This is a genomic window from Amycolatopsis sp. NPDC051372 (assembly GCF_040682095.1).
Classification (GTDB): Bacteria; Actinomycetota; Actinomycetes; order Mycobacteriales; family Pseudonocardiaceae; genus Amycolatopsis.
This window is the reverse complement of the sequence record NZ_JBFBAF010000001.1, coordinates 723,019-745,963: the sequence shown is the minus strand read 5'-3', so window position 1 is coordinate 745,963 and position 22,945 is coordinate 723,019. Positions and strand designations below refer to the sequence as shown.

Sequence of the window (22,945 nt, the reverse complement as noted above, 5' to 3'; positions counted from 1 at the left end):
GTCACCCTAGCGTGTGTCGGCGGCCACTGAAGCCACCATCTCACCGAGTCGCGTCCGCAACGTCATCGGGTCCGCGGGCGCCACCGTCACCCATTCGCGGCCGTCGGATCCCGCTCGCGACAGGCTGAGGTAACGGCCCGTGGCGGTGTCGAACCAGCCCAGCACGCGGGACCGCTGCCGGGCTCCGAGCTGGGTACGGCTGTTCGCGGCCAGCTGACCGCCGCGCAGCCGCGGCTGGCCGGAGATGAGCGCGTACGTCTCGCGCGGGTCGACCGTCGCGCGCTCGCTCAGCGACTGGCGCTTCGCCCGCCGCCCCTTCTCCTCCGCCGCGCCGAGGCCGCCGGCCGCGACGGGCACACGGATCGGGCGTGTGTGCAACGCCTCGTCCAGCGGGAGTGTGATGGATGCCTCGCTGCCGCGGCGACCGCCGGGCAGCAGGTCGACGATCGTGGAGACCAGGCCGTCGGCAGGGGTTTCGCGCAGCCAGATGCCGTCGGCGTCCTGGATGGCCACCACGCCGGCGGCCCGGCCGTCGCCCGCGGCGAGCAGCGCGACGGGGTGGGCCTGGAACTCGGGGATGTGCAGCGCGTCGAGCGTGATCGGCGCGCGGGCGAGCAGGTTCAGCCACTCGTCCACGGGCGGTTCGAGCCGGCCGCGCGCGTCGCGGACGCCCCGCGCCTTGAGCTCGACATCGACCCGGTGCCGCAGCGATACGCGCTCGTCTTCCGTGGCACCGTGCGACCGCACGCGCAGCGGGTAGGGCAGCTCGCCGAGCCCGGCGGACTCCCAGAGGAAGTCGAACGCCAACGGCGAGAAGAACTCTTGGTGCATGCGGTGGTGCTCACCCTCCAGGATCGATCTCTTGCTCAGCGTAGCGCGAGCGTGCCCGGGCAGGAACGGCCTGAAGTGCTGAACTACCAGCAGCTCCTCAGAACGCCGCCGCGCTCTCCTGCCCCGCCGCGCCGGCCATCATCTCGCCGAGACGGTGCCGCAGGGTCGCGGCGTCGGCCGGCGCGATGGTGATCCAGTCACGGCCGTCGTGGCCGCGGGTGGCCTGCGTGAAGTAGCGGCCGGTCTCGGTGTCGAACCAGCTGAGCACCGGCGACCGGCTGCGCCCGCCGAGGCGGTTGCGCGCGTTGGCGCCGATCTGCCCGCCGCGCAGCCGGGGCTGGGCGTGCAGACGGGCCAGTGCCTTGCGGTCCTCGTCCACGCTCGCGCGGCCCGAGGCGTCGACCTGGTTGCCGCGGCGCTGCATGAAGTCGACGCCGGAGCTGCCCACGAGCTGCTCCAGCGGCACCGTGATCGACTTCTCCGTGCCGCGCGGGGCGCCCGGCAGGAGCGAGACGATGGCAGTGGCCAAGCCGTCGGCCGGGCACGGCTGCAGGTGCAGGCCGCGCTGGTCCTGTACGGCCAGCAGGCCCTGCTCGCCGACGAGGCCGGCGACGGCCAGCAGCGGTTCGGCGTTGGGGTCGAGCAGCTGCACCGTGTCGAGGCTCGTGTCGGGCGCGGCGAGGATGCCGAAGTACTCCTCGACGTGCGGCGCGGGCCGGCCGCGGCCGTCGGCGAGATCCCGCTGGGCCAGGCCGCCGAGCGTGCGCGCGCGCAGTGCGTCGCGCTCGTCGACGGTGGCGCCGTGCGAACGGATCCGCAGCGGGTAGGGCAACTCACCCAGCGCGGCCGACTCCCACAGGAAGTCCACCTCGAGCGGGGTGAGCAGCTCCGCGTTCGGCATCGACCAAACCCCCAAACCCCGTGTCACACCTTGTGTTCAGGACGTTGTGTTCAAGACAGACGCGGGCGCGCGGCCGGAAAGGCCGCGCGCCCGCGGGAAGTGCGTCAGTTGTCGTCGTCGTCCGACCAGGCGCCGATCACCGGCGGAGGCGTGGCCTCGTTGGCGCCGAAGGCGTCGTCCGGGTCCGGCTCGATGAGGAAGGACGCGTGGGTGTGCTCCTGGTCCTCCTGGCCCTGGCCGCCACCGTGACCCATGCCGCCGCCCATGCCGCCGCCCATCGGGTTCATGCCCGGCGCCGCCGGCTGGCCGCCGATGGTGCCGCCGGCCGAGACCACGCCCTGCTGCTGCACCGGAGCGGCACCACCCTGGGCGCTCTGGCGCTCGGACGCGGCCGAGGTCTTCTCCTCGTCGTTGCGCGAACCACTGCGCGAGCCCGCGCCCAGCTTGCCGCCGGCGAAGCCGACGCCGCCGCCGACCGCGCTGAGACCCAGGGCCGACGCGGCACCGCCACCGCCACCACCGGCGGGCGCGCTCGGCGCGGCCGGAGCCGGGGCCGGAGCGGCACCCGCGCCGGCGGCCGAAGCGGCCATGCTGCCGTCGAAGCCCGACGTGCCGTAGGTGCCCGAGTTGCCGGTGACCAGCGGGCCACCCGAACCGGACGTGCCCGCAGCGCTGCTGCCGGCGTGGCCGGAGTAACCCCCGCCGCCGCCGGCGTAGCTGCCGGCGCCGAGGGCACCGGTGCCGACCGGCGCCGAGATCGTGCCGACGTTGCCGAAGTCGTTGCCGTTGAAGTGCGTGGGCGTGGGCTTCATGCCGAGCGAGTCGGGGCCGAAGCTCGGGGTCGTGTTGTCGACCTCTTTCATCGACTGCGTGTAGGCGTTGAAGAACGCGACCTGCTGGGCCTTGACGTCGTTGGCGGCGTCGGCCTGGGCCTTCTGGTCCGCGGCGAGCGCGGCGGGACCGCCGGCCAGCGCCGCGGACATGGCCTGCTTCGGGTCGTAGTCGAGCGGCGCCGGCATCTTCTTGACCTCGGCGGCGGCCGCGGCCTGCTTCGCGAGACGGTCGGCCATCGTGTGCGCGGCGTCGGAGGCCTGCGTGCCCGAGGCGGCGATCGACACGAGCGCGCTCTGCGCACCCGCGGCGCCGTCGCCGACCCACGCGTTGCCCAGCTCGGAGACGGCGTTGAACAGGTCGTCCGACGCCGTCTTCAGCTCGGTGCCGTGCTTGGTCCAGTGCTGCCCGGTGGCCTCGGCCGTGCCCGGGTCGTTGTCGGTGATCGCGCCGTTGTAGAGCTGGTGGCTCTCCTGCGCGTTCCAGTTGGGCGGGTTGGCGATCGCGCGGTCGCCGCCCATCTCGAACCCACCGGCGCGGCCGCGTGCGGAGTCGACGATGTTCTGGGAGACGGAGTTGTCCCCGAGCTGCACCGCGGACCCGCTCACGGGCACGTTCTGCGCGGGCGGCTGCTGACCGTAGCCGCTGTCTTGGTTTCCAGCCATGACTTCGTGATCCCCCTCGTCAGGCCTTGCGGAACGGGTCGGCCGCGGACTGGTCGAACTCGTGGTAGCGCGCCATCGCCGTGACGATGCCCTGCTCCGCCGCCTCGTACTGGCTCAGCAGGTTCTGCAGGGCCGCGGAGTAGGAGTCGCCACCGCCGTCGGCGCGCTGGACGAACTTCTCGGCCATCGCCTGGCCGACGGGGTTCGCGCCGAGCTTCGGCGGCTGCGCCAGCGAGCCCGCGCTGTTGAGCAGGGCTTCGACCGCGTCCTTGCCCGTGCGGATCTTGTTGAGCGCGGTCTGCGCGGCGTCCGGGTCGATGCCGACCTGGCCGTTGACAGCGGCGCTCTTGAACGCGTTGGCATCGGCCAAGCTGCTGTTGCCCATTGCCCTCTCTCCGTTCCCCCGCGCGAGCTCCCCGCTCGCTTGGCAGTAGGTCTTCGCATAGGTTAACGCACCAGGTCGGCACCTATGACGCGATCGGCGAACCCCAGGTTCCCCGCCGTGTGTGATCGCCGCAACACCGCCGGCGCGTTACCACCTCTGACACGTCCGAAGGCCCCGCGAGGTTCACCGCCGGGCTTCAGGACGTGTAGACGTGCGGGTCCAGTGTGCCGATATAGGGCAGGTCGCGGTAGCGCTCGGCGTAGTCGAGGCCGTAACCGACCACGAACTCGTTGGGGATGTCGAAGCCGATGTACTTCACCGGCACGTCGACCTTCACGGCCTCGGGCTTGCGCAGCAGCGAGACGACCTCGAGCGACGCGGGGTTGCGGCTCGCGAGGTTCTTCAGCAGCCACGACAGCGTGAGGCCGGAGTCGACGATGTCCTCGACGATCAGCACGTCGCGCCCCGCGATGTCGCGGTCGAGGTCCTTGAGGATGCGCACCACACCCGACGACGAGGTCGAGGAGCCGTAGGACGACACGGCCATGAACTCCAGCTGTGTCGGCACCGGCAGAGCGCGGGCGAAGTCGGTCATGAACATCACGGCACCCTTGAGCACGCCCACCAGGAGGAGGTCACCCTGGCCGTTTTCGGGGTAGTCCGCGGCGATCTTGGCCGCCAGCTCCGCGATCTTGTCCTTGATCTGCTGCTCGGTGATGAGCACGGAGGCGATCTCGCCCTCGTACACGGTCATTCCCCTCGGGTGGTGGGTTCGGGTCCGGACAGCGAGAGCCTGCCACGGCACCGGCGCGCCTCCAAGTTGCCCGGCAGCCAGACGCCGCCCTGCCCGCGCCAGCGGGCCACGAGCGCGTCGACCGAGCGCAAGTGCGCGTCGGTGAGTTCCCGCACGCCCGAGCCCAGCAGCCACCTGCGGAGAACCCGTCTGCGCAGTGCTGCGGGCTCGCCCTCGAGCACCGTCACGTCCAGCCCTCCGGGCCCGCCCCCGCGGGTGAGAATCCTGTCCGCCACTGTGTCCAACGCCTCGGTGTCGTCACGCAGCTGTGCGGCCGTTCGGGCCAATGCGGCCGCGACGCCGCCGGCGAGCACCTCTTCCAGCAGTGGCAGCACTTCCGCGCGCAGGCGGACGCGGGTGAAGCGCGGATCGGCGTTGTGCGGGTCCTGCCAGGGTTCGACGCCGAGCTCGGCGCAGGCACCGCGGGTCTGCTCGCGCGTGACGCCCAGCAGCGGCCGGCCCCACGGCGGGTCGAGCGGGCGCATGCCGGCGAGCGACCGCGGTCCGGAGCCGCGGCCGAGGCCCAGCAGCACCGTTTCGGCCTGGTCGTCGAGGGTGTGGCCGAGGAGCACGAGTCCTTCTTCGCCGCCGGGCAGCGCTTCGCGCAGCGCGTGGTACCTCGCGGCGCGCGCGGCGGCTTCGGGACCGCCCTTGCCCGTGACGTCCACGGTGAGGATTTCCGCCTCGTCCACGCCGAGCTCCTTCGCGGCCGCGGCGGCTCGCGCGGCGACTTCCGCGGAGCCGTCCTGAAGCCCGTGATCGACGATCAGCGCGCGCGTGCGCAGCTTCCGGTGGCGCGCGACGTACGCCGTGGCTTCCGCCAGGGCAAGGGAATCCGCCCCGCCCGAGACGGCGACGCAGACCTCCGGCGGTGGCGCGTGCGTCGTGAGGAACTCCCGCACGGCCCGGCGGACCGCCGCGAGCGCGCTCATCCGTGCAGGCGCCGCACCCAGGCCGCGGGATCGCTGATCTCGGCCCGGGTCGGCAGCGTGTTCGGCGAGCGCCAGACCGCGTTGAACCCCTCCATGCCGACGGCGTCCACCACGCGTTTTGTGAACTTCGCGCCTTCTTCGTACTGGCGAATCTTCGCGTCGAGCCCGAGCAACGCGCGCAGCATGCGGTCGAAGACACCGCCGCCCTGGCGACGGGCGCTGAAGCGCGAGCGGATCACCTCGACGGTGGGCACGACCCGCGGACCGACGGCGTCCATCACGTAGTCGGCGTGGCCTTCGAGCAGCGTCGACAGGGCCAGCAGCCGATCGAAGATCGCGCGTTCCGCGGGCGACTGCAGCAGTTCCGCGATGCCGATGCCCTTGCCCCGCTGCTTGAGCGCCTCGGGCAGACGCCCGACGAGCTCCGAAAGGCCGTCGGCGGAATGCCCCGCGATGCCGGTGACGAGGCGTTCCACCTCGTCGGCGAAGTAGTCGCGCAGCCACCGCACGGCCGTGAACTGCAGCCGGTGCGTGCACTCGTGCAGGCACACCCACAGCCGGAAGTCGGGCGCGTGCACCTTCATCGCGCGCTCGGCGGCGACGACGTTGGGCGCGACCAGCAACAGCTGCCCTTCACGCTCGGGGCCGCCGAAGGGGTCGTACTGGCCGAGCACGCGCGAAGCGAGGAACGACAGCACCAGCCCCGTCTGCACGCCCGCGCCCGACGCCAGGATCGGGCCGAGCGGGCCGCCCTGCGCTTCGGGCAAGGCGCGGCCCGTGAGCGCTTCGAGCCCCGACGCGGCGGACCGCACCCAGCCGGGCCGGTCGACGACCGTGCCCGGCAACAACGGCAGGTCCTTGCCCAGGCCCGTCAGCTCCCGCACGTGGCCCTCGGCCTCGGCCGTGAGGTCACGCAGGTCGGTGACCGCGCGCGCGGCCTCTTCCTTGGGCACCTGCGGACCACCGCGCACCAACCGCGCTCCGGTGGACGCCGCGAGGTCCCAGTCGACCATCGGCCGCCGTGGGGTCTCGGTTTCCTGGCTCACCTGTCCGACGCTACCTGCACAAGGGCACTTTGCCCGACTGGATCCGGCACCGATTCGCCTAGTTGCAGCCACACTTCCGCAGGGTGGTGGCCAGCACGTCGAGCGCGGCCTGGCCCGGGTTCTTCTCCGAACCGTTGGACATGAACGCGAACGCGAGCACGCGGTTGTCGCTGTCGAGCACGTAGCCGGCGAGGGTGTTGACGCCGGTGAGCGTGCCCGTCTTCGCGCGAACCCAGCCCTTGCCCGCGGCCGAGTTCGGCGTGGCGTAGCGGGTGGCGAGCGTGCCGGCGGGGCTGCCGGCCACGGGCAGGCCCGCGAGCAGCGGGCGCAGCTTCGGGGTGTCCGGGTTCTTGCCGTCCGGCGCCGCGGCCTCGGCTAGCACCTGCGCGAGCAGCCGCGCGGGCACCTTGTTCTGGTTGGACAGGCCACTCGTGTCGGACAGCTGCAGGCCCGTGACGTCGAACCCGTGATCGGCCAGCACCTTCTTCACCGACGCGGCCGCGCCGGAGAACGACGCCTCGGCGCCCGCGGTGATGGCGACCTGGCGGCCGAGAGCGTCGGCGAGGACGTTGTCGGAGATCTGCAACAGCGCGTACGCCAGGTCCGGCAACGGCGCCGACTGCACCTGCGCGACGACCTTCGCGTCGGCCGGCGCCTTCGCAGTGCCGGCGGCCTGCGCACCGAGCTTGTCGGCGACGAGCTGGGTGAGCGTGGTCGCCGGGTTCCCCGAGCGCGGCGTCTCGTCGACCGACGGGTTGAGGCGGCCGCCGTCGGCCATCGCGGGCACGATCGGCGCGCCGTAGGTCGAAGGCGCGTCGCCGGGCTCCCAGCCCGGGGCGGTCGTGGGGCCCGAGTAGGCGCTGACGTCGACCTGCACCTTCTGGACGCTCGGGTCGGCCTTCTTGATCTGGGCGACGAGGTCGTCCACGTGGGCCGCGCCGGGGTAGAGCGGCGAGTCGGTGCCGATGGGCAGCGCGGTGAGCGACGGGTCGCCACCGCCGACGATGATCACCGTGCCGGGCGACGAGCCCTGCACGACCTTGGTGACGATCCGCTTCGTCGGGTCCATCGACAGCAGCGCGGCCGACACCGTGAGGATTTTCGTGGTCGACGCCGGGGTCAGCGGAGTGGTCGAGCTGTGGTCCCACAGGACGGAGCCGTTGGCGGGGTCGATCACGCTGCCGCTGAGCTGCGACAGCGCCGACGCACCGGCGGGTCCGGCCAGCGCCGAAGCGACGCCGTTCGCCGACGGGCCCTGGCCCGAGGTGTCAGGGCCGTGCAGCGCGAGGGTCACGGACGCGGGATCGGGACTTTCGCCCTTCGGCGCGTTGGGCGCCCACGGCAGGCCGAGCTTGTTGGACACCTGCGGCATCGCGGACGCGACCCCGGCCGCGACGAGCACCAGCACCACGACGAGGCCGAGGACGACGAACTTCTTCTTGCCCTTCTTGGCTTTCGGCTCTTCTGATGAGGTGTCCCGCTGCGGCTCGCTACGGGGCGGCTCCTGGTCGTCGTAACCGCCGGCGAAGCCTTCGGCGGGGCGCTCGATGCCGACGGTCGCCTCCGCCGGGAACTGCTCACCCGACGGTTCGATGCGCACCGGGCGGGCCTGCGTCCCCGACGCCGGGGGGACCGCGCCACGCGGCGGCTCGGGGAGGCCGCGGGGGTTGTCGGGCTTGTCCTGGGACCAGGCGCCCTCGTTTTGGAGGCTGTCCCACTGGGGTGCGTCTCGGGGGCCTTCGGGTTCGTTGCCGCCCTGGGCGGTGTGGAAGACGTCCCAGCGTTCTTCGCGTGGGGACTCGGTGTTCTGGCGCTGGGATTCTTGGCGCTGGGATTCGCGCTTCTGCTCGTTGCGGAAGACGTCCCACTTGGACAGGTCGATGTACTCGGTGCCGCTCTCGCTGTTGGCGGCGCCGCTGTCTTCGCTCGCCTCTTCCTCGGGCGGCTCCGCGGGCCCGGATTCGAACATCGACCCGACGCGGCGCGGCTCTTCGCTCCGGTTCTGGTCGCCACGGTTCTCGTCACCGCGGCTCTGATCACTGCGGCTCTGATCACTGCGGCTCTGATCACCGTCGCCCGGGCGCGCGGGCCGCTCCACCGGCACCCAGGGCACGGCGGGCGGCGGCACCCGAAGCTGCTGAGTCGACTGGTCGGACGGCGTCTGCTGCGACCGTTCCGACGAGGACTGCTCCTGCCCCTGCTGGTTCTGCCCCTGCTGCCGCTGACCTTCCGAGCGGTCCTGCTGCAGGCCCCCCGGCTGACCCTGTTGGGACGCGCCTTGCTGTTGCTGCTGCGGCTGGCCTTGCTGCTGGCCCCACGGCGCGTTGGCGGACTGCTGCCGGCCCGGCCCCTGCTGCGATTGCCGGCCCTGCTGAGGCTGGCCACCCTGACTCTGCCGGCCGAACAGGCCCTGGCCCGGCTGGGACTGGCTCCGCTCGCCCTGCGACTGCGGCCCCGGCGTCTGCTGGTTCTGAGACTGCGGTCCCGATGACGGCTGGTTCTGGGGCTGCCGGACTCGCGGCTGCTCACCCGGCCGCGGCCCGAGCCGGTCGGCGAGGTCCTGCCGCGGCTGTCCCGGCTGCCGCATCTGCCCGGATTGCCCCGGCTGGCTCTGCTGCCCCGCCTGCCCCTGCTGACCCTGCTGACTCGGCTGGCCGGACTGTCCCTGCGACGGCTGCTGCCCCGCCTGTCCACCTCGGTCACCAGCCGGGCGCGGCTCGACCGGAGTGTTCAGCCCCGGAACCAGTTCGGGCGGGACGTTCGGCTTGAACCACGACCCCGGCGGACGCTCTCCGGCGCCGGGTGAAGAACCCGCGGGAGGTGTGACGTTCGGCACGGCGAGCCGGTCCGTGACGGTCTGACCGGGCTTGGGGATGGGAAAGCGCGCCGTCGCCCCACCGCCGCGCGACGACTTGTCCTCGTCACCCTCGGGCCACATCGGCTGGTCGTTGTCCGACACCCACCACTCCTTCTCACCTGCCCGGAAGGGGCCAAGGTCACATGCTGCTAGCCGACATCCATGGGACCCGGCGGCAGCGCGTAGTCCACACTAGTGACGTCAATGAGGTGATTACGGTTGCCGCCCACGACGTGTGGGATACCGAGATTCGAGAAGCAGCGAGGACGGCCGTGGAGTTCGACGTCACGATCGAAATCCCCAAGGGGGAGCGCAACAAGTACGAGGTCGACCACAAGACCGGTCGCATCAAGCTGGACCGGACCCTGTTCACGGCGACGCAGTACCCGGCGGACTACGGCTTCATCGACGACACGCTCGGCCAGGACGGCGACCCGCTCGACGTGCTCGTGCTGGTGCAGGAGCCGACGTTCCCGGGCTGCCTGATCCGCTGCCGCGCCATCGGCATGTTCCGCATGACCGACGAAAAGGGTCCGGACGACAAGGTGCTGGCCATCCCGACCAACGACCCGCGCCTTGAGCACCTGCGCGACATCCACCACCTCAACGAGTTCCACAAGCTCGAGATCCAGCACTTCTTCGAGGTCTACAAGGACCTCGAGCCGGGCAAGAGCGTCGAGGGTTCGTCGTGGGTGGGCCGCGCGGAGGCGGAGGCCGAGATTTCGCGGTCGTACCAGCGGGAGCAGGACCGGCTGGCCAAGGAAGAGGTCGACGGTCCCGCTCACTGAGAGCGACCGAAACGCGCGAAAGGGCCGTTCACCCCGAGCTTGGGGTGAACGGCCCTTTCTTTGATCTGTTTCAGTGCGCCAGCGCGAGCGCTTCCTGCTCCGAGCGCTGCTCCATCGCCGACTTGTCCGAAAGCGGCTTCTCCTTGAGCAGCCAGACCAGGGCGAACCCGACCGTCAGCACGATCCCGCCGACCAGGAACACCGTGCTCATCGAGCCGGCGAACCCGTCGAGGATCGGGCGGGCAAGCACCGGGTCGAGGTGGGCGAGGAACGAGGTGTCGTTCACGTCCACGCCGCCGTTCGCCATCTGCTGCGCGAACTCCGGGTGCTGGGCGAGCGCCGCGACGTACGACGGGGTCGCCATCGCCGAGCGCGCCGCCGCCGCGATCCGGTCACCGACCGTGCCGAACAGGATCGAGAGGAACACCGCGGTCCCCGCCGTGCCGCCGATCTGGCGGAAGAACGTCGCCGACGAGGTCGCGACCCCGATGTCCTGCGGGGCGACGTCGTTGGTCGCGGCGAGCTGCAGCGTCTGCATCGAGGCGCCCAGGCCCAGGCCGATCACGAACGCGATCGCCATCACGACGCCCAGCGGCGTGGCCGCGCCGATCGTCGACAGCCCGAACAGCGCCGCCGCCATCAGCCCCAGACCGGCCACGGCGAAGGCCTTGTAGCGGCCGGTCCGCGAGATCACCGTGCCGGAGCCGAGGCTTGCGACCATGATCCCGAGGGTGAGCGGCAGCATCTGCAGGCCGGCCTGCGTCGGCGTCGCGCCCTTCACGATCTGCAGGTACAGCGGCAGCGACATCATCGCGCCGAACATGCCCGCGCCCTGGATCACCGTCACGAGCGTGGCCACCCGGAACACCGGCCGGCGGAACAGCCGCAGCGGCAGCAGAGCCGCGTCGCCCATCCGGCGTTCCTGCAGGATGAACAGGACCACCCCGACCAGCCCGATCGCGTACATGCCGAGCGACGCGGGCGAACCCCAGCCCCACTCGCGCCCCTGCTCGGCGACGATCAGCAGCGGCACCAGGCCCAGCGTCAGCGCGCCGGCTCCGAGGAAGTCCACGCGCTGCTGCACGCGGGTGTGCGGGAGGTTCAGCACCTTGCTCACCACGACCAGCGCGGCCAGGGCAATCGGGACGTTGACCAGGAAGACCCAGCGCCAGCCCGTGACGCCCGCGAAGGAGTCGAGCCCCGCGAAGAACCCGCCGACGACCGGTCCCGCCACGCTCGAGATCCCGAACACGGCCATGAAGTAGCCCTGGTACTTGCTGCGCTCGCGCGGCGCCGTGATGTCCGTGATGATCGCCAGCGCCAGCGACATCAGCCCACCGGCGCCGAGCCCCTGGAACGCGCGGAACGCGGCCAGCTCGTACATCGAGCTCGCGAACCCGCTGGCCAGCGAGCCGGCGAGGAACAGCGAGATCGCCGTGAGGTACATGGGTTTGCGCCCGAACAGGTCGGACAGCTTGCCGTAGAGCGGCGTCGAGAGCGTCGCGGTGATCAGGTAGGCCGTGGTGGCCCACGCCTGCAGGCTCTGGCCGTGCAGCTCGTCCGCGATCGTCTTCATCGCCGACGACACGATGGTCTGGTCCAGTGCGGCCAGGAACATACCGAGCATCAGCCCGGACAACACGGTCAGGATCTGCCGGTGCGACAGCTTGCCGGTGCCCCCTTCCGCAGTGATGGTGGCGGTCATCGTGGTACTCCCTCAAGTCTGGTCGAGCAGTTGCTTGTATCCACCAACTACTTTCAGGGTGCAACTGTTCCCGGGAAGCTTGTATGAGGCAAGTAAATAAGGTGTGACGCTGGTCGCAGGGAGTGTCGCAGGGAGTTAGAGGTGGGCCTTGAACTGGACGAAGTCGGCTTCACGCATGGGCTGCGCATGGCCCGGCCGGGGGCTTCGGGGCTCTCCCGTAAGCGCGACGGGCACCTCGGCAAGCCCAAGCCGCACCGCCACGGCGATGCGGTGGTTGCCGTCGAGGATGCCGAACTCCTCGTTGAACCCCAGCCTGAGCGGCACGAGAATCCCACGCCGCGCGATGTCCCGCGTCAGCTCGTCCAGGTGGCGCGGGGTGTCAACCAACGCCGACCCGACCACCTCCCGGTCGACGGCCCGGTACCGCGCGACGATCTCAGTCGGCAGGAAGAGAGGCGACATCGGCTCATCCTCGCGCGCAGCCGGCCAACGCCCCGATCGCGACGGCTCCGCTCTCGGACGCCGGTGGGTCCGTTCGCCACGCGAAAGGTCCCCTCGCGACCCGAAGCGGCACGAACGGCCCCCTCACGCCACGTCCCGCGGTGCGAAAGGCCCTCTTGCAACAAGCGCGCGGTGCGAACGGTCCCGTCGCAACACCCGCCCGACATAAAAGGACCCCTCGCATCGCACCGAACCCACAGCGCGAATGGCCCCTTCGCCGCGCCGACACAGAACGAACGGTCCCTTCGCAACGCGACACCCGCACGAACGGTCCCCTCACGCCACGGCCGCGGCGCGAAAGGCCCTCCCGCACCAAGCACACGGCGCGAACGGTCCCCTCACGCCACGGCCCACGGCGCGAACGGTCCTGCCGCAACACCCGCCCGGCACAAAAGGACTCCTCGCATCGCACCGCACCCACAGCGCGAACGGCCCCTTCGCCGCGCCGACACAGCACCAAAGGCCCACTCGCACCAGACCCACAACACGAGCGGTCCCCTCACCCGGCCGACACCGCACGAAACGCCCACTCGCACCGCCGCCACAGCGCAAAAGGTCCCCCCGCACCAACCACCGTGCGCAAGGGGACCGTTCGCTCAGCGAAAGCAGCGTCAGGCGACGTAACCCGGAATCGGGAACGGCGTCAGAAACTCCCGGATCTCAGCAGCAATCCGGTCCAACTCCGCCTCCGGAGAAGAAGAAGCAGCCGCCGCGATCACCGTGCGGTCGATCCACTCCGCCACCTGCACCTGGTGCTCCGGCAGCAACCCGCGCGTCGTGATGGCCGAGGTGCCCAGCCGGATGCCCGACGGGTCGAACGGCTTGCGCGGGTCAAACGGCACCGTGTTGTAGTTCAGCTCGATCCCGGCGCGGTCCAGGGCCTGGGCGGCAGGCTTGCCGGCGACGTTCTTGTTCGTCAGGTCGATCAGCAGCAGGTGGTTGTCCGTGCCGCCGGAGACGAGGTCGTAGCCGCGGTCGAGCAAAGCCGACGCCAACGCGGCGGCGTTCGCCACGATCGTCTGCGCGTACGTGGCGAACGACGGCTGCGCAGCCTCCCCCAGCGCCACCGCGATGGCCGCCGTCGTGTGGTTGTGGGGGCCGCCCTGCAAACCGGGGAACACGGCCTTGTCGATCGCCTTGGCGTGAGAAGCGTCCGACATGATCATCGCGCCGCGCGGGCCGCGCAGGGTTTTGTGAGTGGTGGTCGTAATAACACCGGCGTGGCCGACCGGTGACGGGTGCGCGCCGCCCGCGATGAGGCCGGCGATGTGGGCGATGTCGGCCACCAGCACCGCGTCCACTTCGCGCGCGATTTCCGCGAAGCGGGGGAAGTCGATGGTGCGCGGGATGGCCGTGCCGCCGGCGAAGATCAGCTTCGGGCGGTGTTCCAGAGCGAGGTCGCGCACCTGGTCGAAGTCGACGCGGCCGGTTTCCTTGCGCACGCCGTAGCGGACCGGGTTGAACCACTTGCCCGTCGCGGACACGGACCAGCCGTGAGTCAAGTGGCCACCGTCGGGCAGGGCCATGCCGAGCACGGTGTCGCCGGGCTGGGCGAAGGCCAGGTACACGGCGAGGTTGGCCGGGGAGCCGGAGTACGGCTGCACGTTGGCGTGGTCCACGCCGAACACGGCCTTCGCGCGCTCGATCGCCAGGTTCTCGATGGGGTCGATGAACTGCTGGCCCTCGTAGTAGCGCTTGCCGGCGTAGCCCTCGGAGTACTTGTTGGTGAGCACGGTGCCGGTGGCCTCGAGGACCGCGCGCGAGACGTAGTTCTCCGACGCGATCAGGCGGATCTTGTCGTGCTGGCGCTTCGCTTCGTCCTCGACGAGCCCGGCGATCTGCGGGTCGGCGGCGGCGAGCGTGGAAAGGGCGGGCTGATGTGTCATCACGTCTCCGGCTCTAAACCGGCCGGGCACCCAGGCGCGCGGTGCCGGCCTCGTCGTCGCTTCCCGGTGGTGCTCCACCTCTGATGGCGCCAGTCGCAGCTGCGTGCCGAAGTTTAGTGCACGTCAGACGGGCTTGGAGCCCTCCCGGTGCCGTCGCGCGAGGTCCTGGTAGATCCCGGCGTTGTGCTCCACCCACATCCGCGCCGAGTCGGTGAGCGGCACGAACTTCTTGGCCGGGCTGCCCATCGCGATGACCTCCGCGGGCACCTCCGTACCGGGGGTCACGGTCGAACCCGCGGCAACGAGCGCCCGCGGGCCGATCACCGACTTGTCCAGCACCGTCGAACCGTTGCCGATCAGCGCCTGCTCGCCGATCGTGCAGTCGTGGACCAGGCACTGGTGCCCGACGGTCACGTTCTTCCCGATCTCCGTCAGCGTGCCGCCGCAGTGGATCACCGAGTTGTCCTGCACGTTCGCACCCTCGCGGATCACGATCGGCCCGAAGTCGGCGCGGATCACGGCGCCGTACCAAACCGAAGCGTCCTTCTCGACGGTCACGTCGCCGATCAGGGTGGCGGTAGGGGCGATCCAGGCGTCCGGGTGGACCTGCGGGCTCGCGCCCTCGAAGGAGAACAGAGGCATGCCAGCACCCTAAGCGGCGTCAGCGATAACCGGCGAAGCAGAGCGCCTCGACGTCGCCGCGCAGGCTCTCGAACGGCCGCGGTCGCACCCGCTGCTGCACTACCGCGCCGAGCAGGTAGCTCAGCAGCGCGCGGGCGCGCGCCCGCGGGTCGTCGACGTCGAGCGGCGCCAGCAGCTCCGCGAACAGCTCGGTGATCGACGTCAGCATCGCGTCGATCGCCTGAGGGTGCTGCGCGCGCCCGGCCGCGATCCAGTACTCGAACCACAGGAACGCGCCATTGGGCCGCTCCGCGAACTCCGCCAGGTACGCCTTGGTCACCTCGAACAGGCGCTCGCGCGGGTTGTCGAACATCTCCCCGACGGCGCGCAGGTCCGTGGCGAACGTGGTGATGTGGGCGGCCATCGCGCGGTCGATGAGCACGTCGATGTCGGCGAAGTAGTAGTGGATCGCGCTCTTCGTGAGCGGGCCCGCGTCGGCGATCGCGCGTACTGTGCACCCGGCAAGCCCGTCTCTGGCGAGCACGACTCGTGCGGCCTCGACGATCTGCTCCTGCTTCTGCAGCTGGTTGGGCGACAGCTGCGCGCTGCGGCCGGGTACGGCGGTCACGGTGATCCTCGTTACGTTATTCAGGACGACAGGCCCGAATCCTAGGGCAGACGTCCCATCACGCCCTCTCGGGTGAAAAAGCGGATTGGCCACCCCGGTCCGCACAGCGGACAATGCCCGGCATGGTGATCTCAGGGGACAAGGGGCTCAGCGAGGCGGCGCGCCGCCAGCTGGAGAAGGAAATAGCCGGCCTGCGCGCACAACGGGCGGCGCTCGCACCGCAGCCCGGCGAGCAGGAACGCACGGGGGACGCGGCCGACCAGGCCGACGTGATCGACCGGGCCGAGGCCGCCGCGCGGCTGGAGCGCCAGATCTCCGACGTCGCCGCCAAGCTCGAACACGGCGCCTACAACAGCAATCTGCTTCCCGACGGCACGCGCGTCTCGCTGCGCTTCGCCGACGGTGACGAGGAAGTACTCAACGTCGTCACCATCCCGGGCGAGGACCTCGACTCGCTGACTTCGGACAGCCCGCTGGGCCTCGCCCTGGTCGGCGCCAAGGCCGGCGACAAGATCACCTACCGCACCCCGCGCGGCGAAGCCTCCGCCACGGTGATCGAGCTGACCCCGCCGGAGGACTGACTACTTCGGACTCCACGGATCGGGCTGCCGGGCATCACGCCTCGGCGGCCCGATCCGTCTTTTCGCGCAACCCTCAGCGACGTTGGTCGAGCGTCTCCGGTTTGTAGGCGTAGATCAGGCCCTGGTCGGCGATGACGTGCCAGTCGGTGTCGCAGACGCGGTCGGTGCGGTGCTCCTGGCCGGCGGGCCACCAGTCGGCCGACAGCGTCGCGCGGGTCGCCGACGCGGGACCCTTGACGCACGTCGCGGGCAGGCCCGAGGCGCCTGGGGTGTAGCGCAGGATCCGTTCGGACCCGGTGGTGCGGATGACCTCCGTGACGGCCGTCGCGTCGTCGGGGATCCAGGACGGCAGGCGCGCGTCGGTGTCGGCCTTGCCGATGGCGCCGGTGTCGTACGAGACGTTTTTGACGTGCTCCGGCCCGTCCGGCGCACACGCGGTGACGGTCGCCAGTGCCGCCGCGATCGCCGCGAACCAGGTCGCGGTTTTCCCGATTTCGTTCATGCCACCGAGTCAATCCAGGCCCCGGAGGACCGGCATCGGCTTTCCGGCCCGAAGCCACACGCCGGATGGCCGAGTCAGCGCGCGCGGCGCGTGATCCACGTCGCGATCTGCGAACGCGAGCGGAAGCCCAGCTTGTCGAGGATGTGGACCACGTGCGACTCGGCCGTGCGGCGGCTGATGACCAGTCGTTCGGCGATGTCCTTGTTGGACAGCCCGTCGGCGACCAGCCGCGCCACCTCGTACTCGCGGCGGCTCAGCTCGGCGGGGCGTTCGTCGGGGATCCCGCTGCCCAGCGCGAACGCGATCGCCGAGTCGAGATCGGACACGGCGGCCGCACCGCGCTCGTAGGCCGGCCGGAACCGCGCGCCCAACGCCGAAGCGATGCCGGCCACGCAATCCGCGTGCACGTCGATCAGCCGGCCGAACCCGTACATCGGCCGCCCGCCGACCAGCGGCCAAACCGCGGAAGCCGTGCCCAGCAGCTCGGCCGCGCGGTCCGGCTGCCCCAGCGCCGCGCTCGTCCACGCGAGGAACTCGAGGGCTTTCGCGGCGCCCAGCACGTCGCCGAACGGCCGGGCCGAGCTCAGTGCCGCCGTCAGGTCCTCGGCGGCGGCCGCGAACGAACCAAGTCGCCAGTGGGCCAGGCCCCGGACGCCGAGGAGGCCGCTGCGGGAGAACTGCTCGCCGCACAGCGCGAGCCCTCGTGACGCGACGGCCAGCGCCTCGTCGCCGTCGTCGCGCCAGACGGCCGTGTGCGCGACGGCTATGAGGATCTGCAGCAGCACCTCGCCGTCGGCCGTCACCTCGGCTTCGTGGAACAGCTCGTCGGCCCGGTCGACGTCCCCACCGAGGAACGCGCACCCGCCAAGCACCAGGCGGGCGTGGGCCAGCTCGTCGGCGTCGTCGTGCTCCAGCGCCCACGCCTCGGCCTCCCGCCCTAGAGCGACCGCCTGCTCGCGGCCGCCCCGGAAGGCCAGCGACGACGCCACGATCCACAACGCCCGCGCCCGGTCCTTGCCCGGCTCGGGGTTCAGCGCCAGCGCGCGCTCCAGCCAGTGCGCGCCCTCGGCGACGTGGCCGCAGAACAGCCACAGGAACTCCAGCGCCACCCCCAGCCGCAGGCCGACGGCCGGGTCCCCGGCCAGGCTGTGCTCCAGTGCGGCGCGCAGGTTCGGCAGGTCCGCCCGCACCCGCGCGGCCACGAGCGCCTGCTCCGGGCCGTGGCCCCAGTCGTGCGCGGCCTGCTCGGCAAGGCGCAGGTAGTGGTCGCGATGCCGGTCGCGCAGCTCGTCGCACAGGCCGAGCTCCCGCAGCTTCGCCTGCGCGTACTGCCGGATGGGCTCGAGCAGGCGGAAGCGCGTGGTGCCGGCCGGCCGCTCGGCCTGCACCACCGAGCTGCCGACGAGTCCGGCCAGCAGGTCGAGCACGTCGTCGCGCTCGATCCCGTCGCCGGCGCACACACGCTCCACGGCTGTGACGTCGAAGGCGCCCGCGAACACCCCGAGCCGCGCCCACAGCAGCCGCTGGCCTGAGCTGCACAGCTCATGGCTCCACTCGACGGTGCCTGCGAGCGTCCGGTGGCGCGCGGGCACGACAGGGCTGCCGCGCCGGAGCAGAGCGAAGAAGTCGTCGAGCCGGGCCAGGAGCTCGTCGACGCTCAGCACCCGCAGCCACCCCGCGGCCAGCTCGACGGCGAGCGGTATCCCCTCCAGCCGGTGGCAGATCTGCACCACCTGCGGCCAGTTTCCACTGTGGACGGTGAAGCCGGCGCACACCGCGGCCGCGCGATCGACGAAAAGCTTCACGACGTCGAGCCCCCGCGCGCCCGCGAGGTCACGCACCGGCGGCACGGCCAGCGGCGGCACCGGGAGCACGTGTTCCCCGTCGAGTCCGAGCACGTGTCGGCTGGTCGTGAGCACGCGCAGGTCAGGGACCGCCACGAGCAACTCGTGCACCAGCGCGGCGAGCGCCTGGCCGAGGTGCTCGCAGTTGTCGAGCACGAGCAGCAGCTGCTTGTCACGCAGGAAGTCAACGAGCCGCGCGGAGGGATCACCGCCGGTGTCGCCGAGGCGGAACGCCGCGCCGATCGTCTGCGCGAGCAGCGCCGGATCTCGCAACGCGGCCAGCTCGACGAGCCACACCCCGTCGGCGAAGGAACCGCGCACCTCGGTGGCGGCCCGCAGCGCGAGCCGCGTCTTGCCGACACCGCCGGTGCCGGTGAGCGTGACGAGCCGGGCCGCGGCGAGCACCTTCCGCGTCGCCCGCAGCTCTTCGCGGCGGCCGACGAAACTCGTCACCTCCACCGGCAGTGCGCCCACCTCGGTCACTTCCCTCGTCCGGGGACCGGCCGAGGGCAAGGCTAACCCGCGCGCCGCCCCTCCGGTCCTCGCCGGAGGGGCGGCAGGTGTGCGGTTCAGGACAGCAGGTGCTTGAGGTCCGCGGCCGCGTGCCGGAACTCGGCGCGGGTGCTCGGCACGTCGTGAATCGGGTTCAGCAGGGCCATGTCGTGGATCTGGCCCACGTACTGCACCGAGATCACGTCGACGCCGGCCTCGTCGAGCTTGTGCGCGTACGCGACGCCTTCGTCGCGAAGTACGTCGTTCGACGAGGTGTGGACGATCGCCGGCGGCAGGCCACGCAGCTGGTCCACAGTGGCCCGCAGCGGCGAGGCGTACGGGTTGTCGCGCGTGGCCTCGTCCGGCGCGTAGACGTCCCAGCCGAACTTCATGAACGCGCGCGGCAGGAAGCGGCCGTCGGCGAACTCGGCGTAGGACGCGGTGTCGACGCGCGCGTCGGTGGCCGGGTACATCAGCAGCTGGGCCTTGATGGGCGGCCCGTCGTGGTCGCGCGTGTACATCGTGAGCGCCGCGCTCAGGTTGCCGCCGACGCTGTTGCCCGCCACCGCGAGCCGCGACGCGTCCAGCCGCTGCGAAGCGCCTTCACGCGCAACCCACTTGAGCGCGGCGAAGCACTCTTCGAGTTGCGTCGGGAACACGGCGTCCGGGATCGGCGTGTACTCCACGAAGACCACGGCGTACCCCGTCGCGAGCACGAGGTCGCGCGTGAGGCGGCGGTGGTTGTCGAAGTCGCCCGCGATCCACACGCCGCCGTGCAGGAACAGCACCACGGGCAACGTCTCCTGCGACCGCGCGGGGCGCTGCACGTAGATCTTCGTGCGCACGCCGTCGACCTCGATGTCGCGTTCCTCGGTGTCGACCCCGCTCAGGTCGACGTCGACCGTTGCCTGCAGGCCGCTGAGCGTGGCCCGCACCTGCTCGCCCGGCAGCAGCCAGAACGGGTCGGGATTCTTGTTGAGCTCCGCGAGGAACTCGCGGACGCGTCGCTCGATGCGCGGGTCGGTGCCGGCGTCGGGCACGTCGGTGGTCATGGTTCTCTCCTGACGTCTTGTCTGGCGGGGGCTCCGGAGCCAGGACGTCACGAGTCTCACCGCCGCGGCGGGCGGCGGGCATCCGGCAAAACACGGACTTCGACCCGGCTCTCACTCGACACCGGTGAAGGGTGGGGTCCGCGGCTACCGGCTGGTCGCCATCCGAAGGCCGGGGAAGAGATCACCCGCGGTCTCGTGCACGATGTCCAGCGCCTGTCCACCGCTGAGCTCGGCGTCGGGTGGGATGTCGGGCAACGCTTGTCCCAGCTGCTTGGTCAGCGCCAGGTAACCCTGGAACAGCGCTTTGGCCAGGGGCGACAGCGGAGCGCCGACCGGCACGAGGCTCTCGCGGAACTCGGGGACGGGCCGGGGCAGGACGTTGGGCCAGTCCTCGGGCGCGCGTGGCTCGTCGCGGCTGAGGACCGTCGCCAGGCCCGGCGCGGTCGCGTCCCGTGCGGTCAGAGGGGCGCCGAGGTTCCACCGCTGCCGCAGCGTCTGGATCACCGATGTGTGGTGGTGGACGTCGGTGACGACGGTCCGCTCCGGGATCCAGGCCGAGATCGCGATCGCGGACACTCGGACGCCAAGCCGGTCGAAGACGAAGCCCAGCTGCCCCGGCGGGCGGGCCGGCTCGGGTGGGGTCGCGGCCGGCGGGGGCACGTGGTCGTAGGTCCCGCCGTGCTCGTCGAACGTGACCATCAGCAAGGTGTTGAAGCAGTTCGAGCCGTCCGGGGAGGACGCCGTGCGGACCGCGTTGTAGATCTTCGCCAGCAGCGCCTCGCCGCCGAGAAGCGAGGAGGGCGCATCGCAACGCGGCGCCTGGGACGAGCGCCGAGATCGGGGGGTGCATGTCGTTGTGCCCGTGCCACAGGTTGGGCTCGATGAACGAGTACGTCGGCAGCCTCCCCTCCTCCGCGTCTTCCAGGAACCGGTCGGTGGTGGCGAAGTGGGAGGCGAACCGGGTACGCAGACGCGGCGCGTGGATGAGGCCCGTGAACGGGATCCGGCTCGGCGGATCGACGTAGACCCGCCACGACAGCCCGGCGGACTCCAGCCGCTCGAACACCGTCGTGGCCGCGTTGTGCAGCGGGAAATTCGCGTATGGGGCGTTGACGACCAGGCCGGAGGAGGTCGCGGCGTGCATGAAGGACCGGTTGGCGAAGGTCTGGGTCGGTACCTCGGCGACCAGTGGTCGAAGGTGGCGAACCCGCGGGCCAGCGCCGACACGACCGGCATCTGCTGCGGCGTGTAACCGGTCATGATCTGCGCGTACTCGTCGTAGCTGGGCTCGCGGCCCGTCTCGGCCCAAAACGCGCTGATGTAGTCCGCGACGAAGCCGTCCATGGTGGGTGCCCGCCCGTCTTCGGGCGCGTTGTAGGGCGCGACCATGTGCTCGGCGAGGGCAGCGCGGTTGCCGGCCGGATCGATCAGCCCGAACAGCTGGGTGTTGACGTGCTGATACTCCTCGCCGGGATCCGGATTCGGGGTGTCCATGGTCTGGGCCACCCCGTAGGGCACCACGCCCCCGGCGTGCTCGGCCCACCCTGGAACCGGGTTGGACAGCTCTTTGCCACGCACCCCGTCAAAAGCCGCGACCTCGCCCGGCTCGTACAGACACCCGAGAAGATTGTCGAACGAGCGGTTCTCGAACATGACCACGACGACGTGGTCAAGAGCACCCGGCCGACCTGGTCCAGGCATACCCCACCGTACGGCGACATTCGCGAAACACTGCCCCTCGTAAAAAACCCAGGTAAGGGCACTACTGGACCACGATCTTCATCAGCTCGAGGCCGACGGCCACCCGATGGCTGAACAGAACGCAACCAGGGACCCTCCGAAGTTCGGAAAGACCCTGGTCTAGTGCTGGAGCCGCCTAGGGGAATCGAACCCCTGACCTATCCATTACGAGATCGTGGTGGTCGGCTTCGCCATTTTCCCGATCACGACCTCTCGCCGGCCCGCGGCGTGCTACACACGCGGCGTGCCGAGATCCGTTTCCTCCCAGGAGATCCCATGAACGACGACGTGTCCCAGAACCTCGTCATCTTCCGCGTCGCCGGCCTCGCCGAGCCGGTGCTGGCGAGCGCGCCCACGAAGGCCGACGACGCCGTGGAGCAGGCGTGGGCGAGCGTGCGCAAGCAGCACAAGGTGCGTGCGTCGAAGGTTTCCGCCGTGTACAGCGAATGGGAGCCGTCCGCGGCCGACCTGAAGTTCATGGCCAAGAACTTCAAGAAGGCCGACTGCAAGTACAGCTTCGCCCGCCCTGGCCCGGATGGCTGGGAGCGCGCGTTCGCCGAAGCTCGCGCCGTGATGGCCGAAACGCACGCGGCGCGGCAGCAGCAGGAGGAGGAGCGCACGGAGGAGCTGTTGCCCGTGCTGTGGAGCGCGTCATCGCCCAGCGCCGGGCTCCTCGACGCCTTGCCGCACCGGCCGCTCGTGCCCGGCCGGTTGTCGGTCACGGTCGCGGCGGTGGGGCGGACGCCGGAGGGCAAGGTCGGCATGCAGCACGTGACCCGGCACCAGCAGGAGCAGATGGGCGTGCCGGTCGAGAAGCTCTTCGACGTCGCGTACGGCGCGCTGACCCGCGGCCTGAAGCTCGGCGTCCGCTCCTCCGGCGACGACGTGCTGGTGTCGGTGACCCGGGAGACGCTGCTGGCCGCGTCCGCGGTCGCGTTGCCCGACCTGTACTCGCAGCTGTCCCCGCACTTCGGCGGCGGTGACCTGCTCGTGGGCCTGACCTGCCCGGACGAGATGGTCGTGGTCCGGGAGGACTCCGGCTTGGCGGACGACGTGCTGCAGCAGGTGCTCAACTCGCCGCACGACACCACGGAGCTGGTCCCGTCGGTGCTCCGGCTCGGCCCCGGCGGGTTGGAGCTGCTCGCCGAACGGAGCAGTTAGTCGTCACCTCGTCGGGTGAACTTCACCAATCGGGCCGATGGGACCGTAGTCCCTCACTTCGTCCCCAGAAAACGAATCAGGGCCCATCCGAAGTGTTCCGGATGGGCCCTGACCTGCGGAGCCGCCTAGGGGAATCGAACCCCTGACCTATTCATTACGAGTGAATCGCTCTGGCCGACTGAGCTAAGGCGGCATGCCGGGTG

19 protein-coding genes, 1 tRNA gene and 3 pseudogenes are annotated in these 22,945 nt (G+C 70.9%); 3 read left to right on the top strand and 20 right to left on the bottom strand.

The window, feature by feature from the left end:
* Window positions 1-6: 6 nt before the first annotated feature.
* From AB0M56_RS03445 to dacB, 8 genes are all read right to left on the bottom strand, one after another.
* Window positions 7-831: an ESX secretion-associated protein EspG gene (locus AB0M56_RS03445; protein ID WP_364170586.1), complete on the bottom strand. Its 825-nt coding sequence runs from the start codon at window positions 829-831 to the stop codon at window positions 7-9.
* Window positions 832-928: 97 nt separating this feature from the next.
* The gene (locus AB0M56_RS03440; protein ID WP_364170584.1) at window positions 929-1,732 is read right to left on the bottom strand and encodes an ESX secretion-associated protein EspG; all 804 of its coding nucleotides are present in this window, start codon (window positions 1,730-1,732) and stop codon (window positions 929-931) included.
* Window positions 1,733-1,836: 104 nt separating this feature from the next.
* Window positions 1,837-3,228: a hypothetical protein gene (locus AB0M56_RS03435; RefSeq protein WP_364170581.1), complete on the bottom strand. Its 1,392-nt coding sequence runs from the start codon at window positions 3,226-3,228 to the stop codon at window positions 1,837-1,839.
* Between the two features lie 19 nt (window positions 3,229-3,247).
* A complete protein-coding gene (locus AB0M56_RS03430; RefSeq protein ID WP_364170578.1) occupies window positions 3,248-3,613 on the bottom strand; it encodes a hypothetical protein in 366 nt (121 codons plus the stop codon).
* A 196-nt stretch (window positions 3,614-3,809) separates the two neighbouring features.
* The gene (gene hpt, locus AB0M56_RS03425) at window positions 3,810-4,361 is read right to left on the bottom strand and encodes a hypoxanthine phosphoribosyltransferase (RefSeq protein ID WP_220247209.1); all 552 of its coding nucleotides are present in this window, start codon (window positions 4,359-4,361) and stop codon (window positions 3,810-3,812) included.
* Window positions 4,362-4,363: 2 nt separating this feature from the next.
* On the bottom strand, window positions 4,364-5,338 hold the full coding sequence (gene tilS, locus AB0M56_RS03420; protein ID WP_364170576.1) for a tRNA lysidine(34) synthetase TilS: 975 nt from the start codon (window positions 5,336-5,338) through the stop codon (window positions 4,364-4,366).
* Complete coding sequence (locus AB0M56_RS03415) at window positions 5,335-6,351, bottom strand: zinc-dependent metalloprotease (RefSeq protein WP_364170747.1); 1,017 nt, start codon at window positions 6,349-6,351, stop codon at window positions 5,335-5,337. Before AB0M56_RS03415 ends, tilS begins: the two co-directional genes overlap by 4 nt.
* Before the next feature lie 91 nt (window positions 6,352-6,442).
* A complete protein-coding gene (gene dacB, locus AB0M56_RS03410) occupies window positions 6,443-9,343 on the bottom strand; it encodes a D-alanyl-D-alanine carboxypeptidase/D-alanyl-D-alanine-endopeptidase (RefSeq protein WP_364170573.1) in 2,901 nt (966 codons plus the stop codon).
* A 170-nt stretch (window positions 9,344-9,513) separates the two neighbouring features.
* Here dacB and AB0M56_RS03405 point away from each other — a divergent pair, with 170 nt between their 5' ends.
* Window positions 9,514-10,029, top strand: a complete 516-nt coding sequence (locus tag AB0M56_RS03405) for an inorganic diphosphatase (protein ID WP_326566764.1) — start codon at window positions 9,514-9,516, stop codon at window positions 10,027-10,029.
* A 70-nt stretch (window positions 10,030-10,099) separates the two neighbouring features.
* Here the strand turns inward: AB0M56_RS03405 and AB0M56_RS03400 are convergent, their stop codons facing one another.
* The 5 genes from AB0M56_RS03400 to AB0M56_RS03380 form a co-directional block, all read right to left on the bottom strand.
* Window positions 10,100-11,734, bottom strand: coding sequence for an MDR family MFS transporter (locus AB0M56_RS03400; protein WP_364170570.1), 1,635 nt, complete (start codon window positions 11,732-11,734; stop codon window positions 10,100-10,102).
* 135 nt (window positions 11,735-11,869) lie between these two features.
* Complete coding sequence (locus AB0M56_RS03395; protein ID WP_364170567.1) at window positions 11,870-12,196, bottom strand: ParB N-terminal domain-containing protein; 327 nt, start codon at window positions 12,194-12,196, stop codon at window positions 11,870-11,872.
* Between the two features lie 650 nt (window positions 12,197-12,846).
* On the bottom strand, window positions 12,847-14,121 hold the full coding sequence (glyA, locus tag AB0M56_RS03390) for a serine hydroxymethyltransferase (protein WP_364170565.1): 1,275 nt from the start codon (window positions 14,119-14,121) through the stop codon (window positions 12,847-12,849).
* Between the two features lie 123 nt (window positions 14,122-14,244).
* Entirely contained in the window at window positions 14,245-14,763 is a 519-nt protein-coding gene (locus AB0M56_RS03385) for a gamma carbonic anhydrase family protein (protein ID WP_364170562.1), read from the bottom strand.
* Window positions 14,764-14,782: 19 nt separating this feature from the next.
* Entirely contained in the window at window positions 14,783-15,370 is a 588-nt protein-coding gene (locus tag AB0M56_RS03380) for a TetR family transcriptional regulator (protein ID WP_364170559.1), read from the bottom strand.
* 122 nt (window positions 15,371-15,492) lie between these two features.
* Between AB0M56_RS03380 and AB0M56_RS03375 the strand changes: the two genes are divergently transcribed.
* Window positions 15,493-15,951: a GreA/GreB family elongation factor gene (locus tag AB0M56_RS03375; RefSeq protein ID WP_364170556.1), complete on the top strand. Its 459-nt coding sequence runs from the start codon at window positions 15,493-15,495 to the stop codon at window positions 15,949-15,951.
* 73 nt (window positions 15,952-16,024) lie between these two features.
* Here the strand turns inward: AB0M56_RS03375 and AB0M56_RS03370 are convergent, their stop codons facing one another.
* The 6 genes and pseudogenes from AB0M56_RS03370 to AB0M56_RS03345 all read right to left on the bottom strand — a co-directional run.
* Entirely contained in the window at window positions 16,025-16,453 is a 429-nt protein-coding gene (locus AB0M56_RS03370; RefSeq protein WP_364170553.1) for a hypothetical protein, read from the bottom strand.
* 74 nt (window positions 16,454-16,527) lie between these two features.
* Complete coding sequence (locus AB0M56_RS03365; RefSeq protein ID WP_364170550.1) at window positions 16,528-18,780, bottom strand: LuxR C-terminal-related transcriptional regulator; 2,253 nt, start codon at window positions 18,778-18,780, stop codon at window positions 16,528-16,530.
* An 86-nt stretch (window positions 18,781-18,866) separates the two neighbouring features.
* Window positions 18,867-19,841: an alpha/beta hydrolase gene (locus AB0M56_RS03360; RefSeq protein WP_364170547.1), complete on the bottom strand. Its 975-nt coding sequence runs from the start codon at window positions 19,839-19,841 to the stop codon at window positions 18,867-18,869.
* 144 nt (window positions 19,842-19,985) lie between these two features.
* A pseudogene (locus AB0M56_RS03355) lies at window positions 19,986-20,621 on the bottom strand (alkaline phosphatase family protein); the annotation flags it as partial.
* Between the two features lie 64 nt (window positions 20,622-20,685).
* Window positions 20,686-21,150, bottom strand: a pseudogene (locus AB0M56_RS03350) (alkaline phosphatase family protein); the annotation flags it as partial.
* Window positions 21,039-21,542 (bottom strand): annotated as a pseudogene (locus tag AB0M56_RS03345) (alkaline phosphatase family protein); the annotation flags it as partial. The pseudogenes AB0M56_RS03345 and AB0M56_RS03350, both read right to left, overlap by 112 nt.
* Before the next feature lie 315 nt (window positions 21,543-21,857).
* Between AB0M56_RS03345 and AB0M56_RS03340 the strand changes: the two are divergent.
* The gene (locus AB0M56_RS03340; protein WP_364170544.1) at window positions 21,858-22,742 is read left to right on the top strand and encodes a hypothetical protein; all 885 of its coding nucleotides are present in this window, start codon (window positions 21,858-21,860) and stop codon (window positions 22,740-22,742) included.
* A gap of 119 nt (window positions 22,743-22,861) precedes the next feature.
* On the opposite strand, the gene AB0M56_RS03335 is transcribed toward AB0M56_RS03340, so the two are convergent.
* Window positions 22,862-22,935 (bottom strand) — tRNA-Thr (locus AB0M56_RS03335).
* Between the last annotated feature and the right edge of the window lie 10 nt (window positions 22,936-22,945).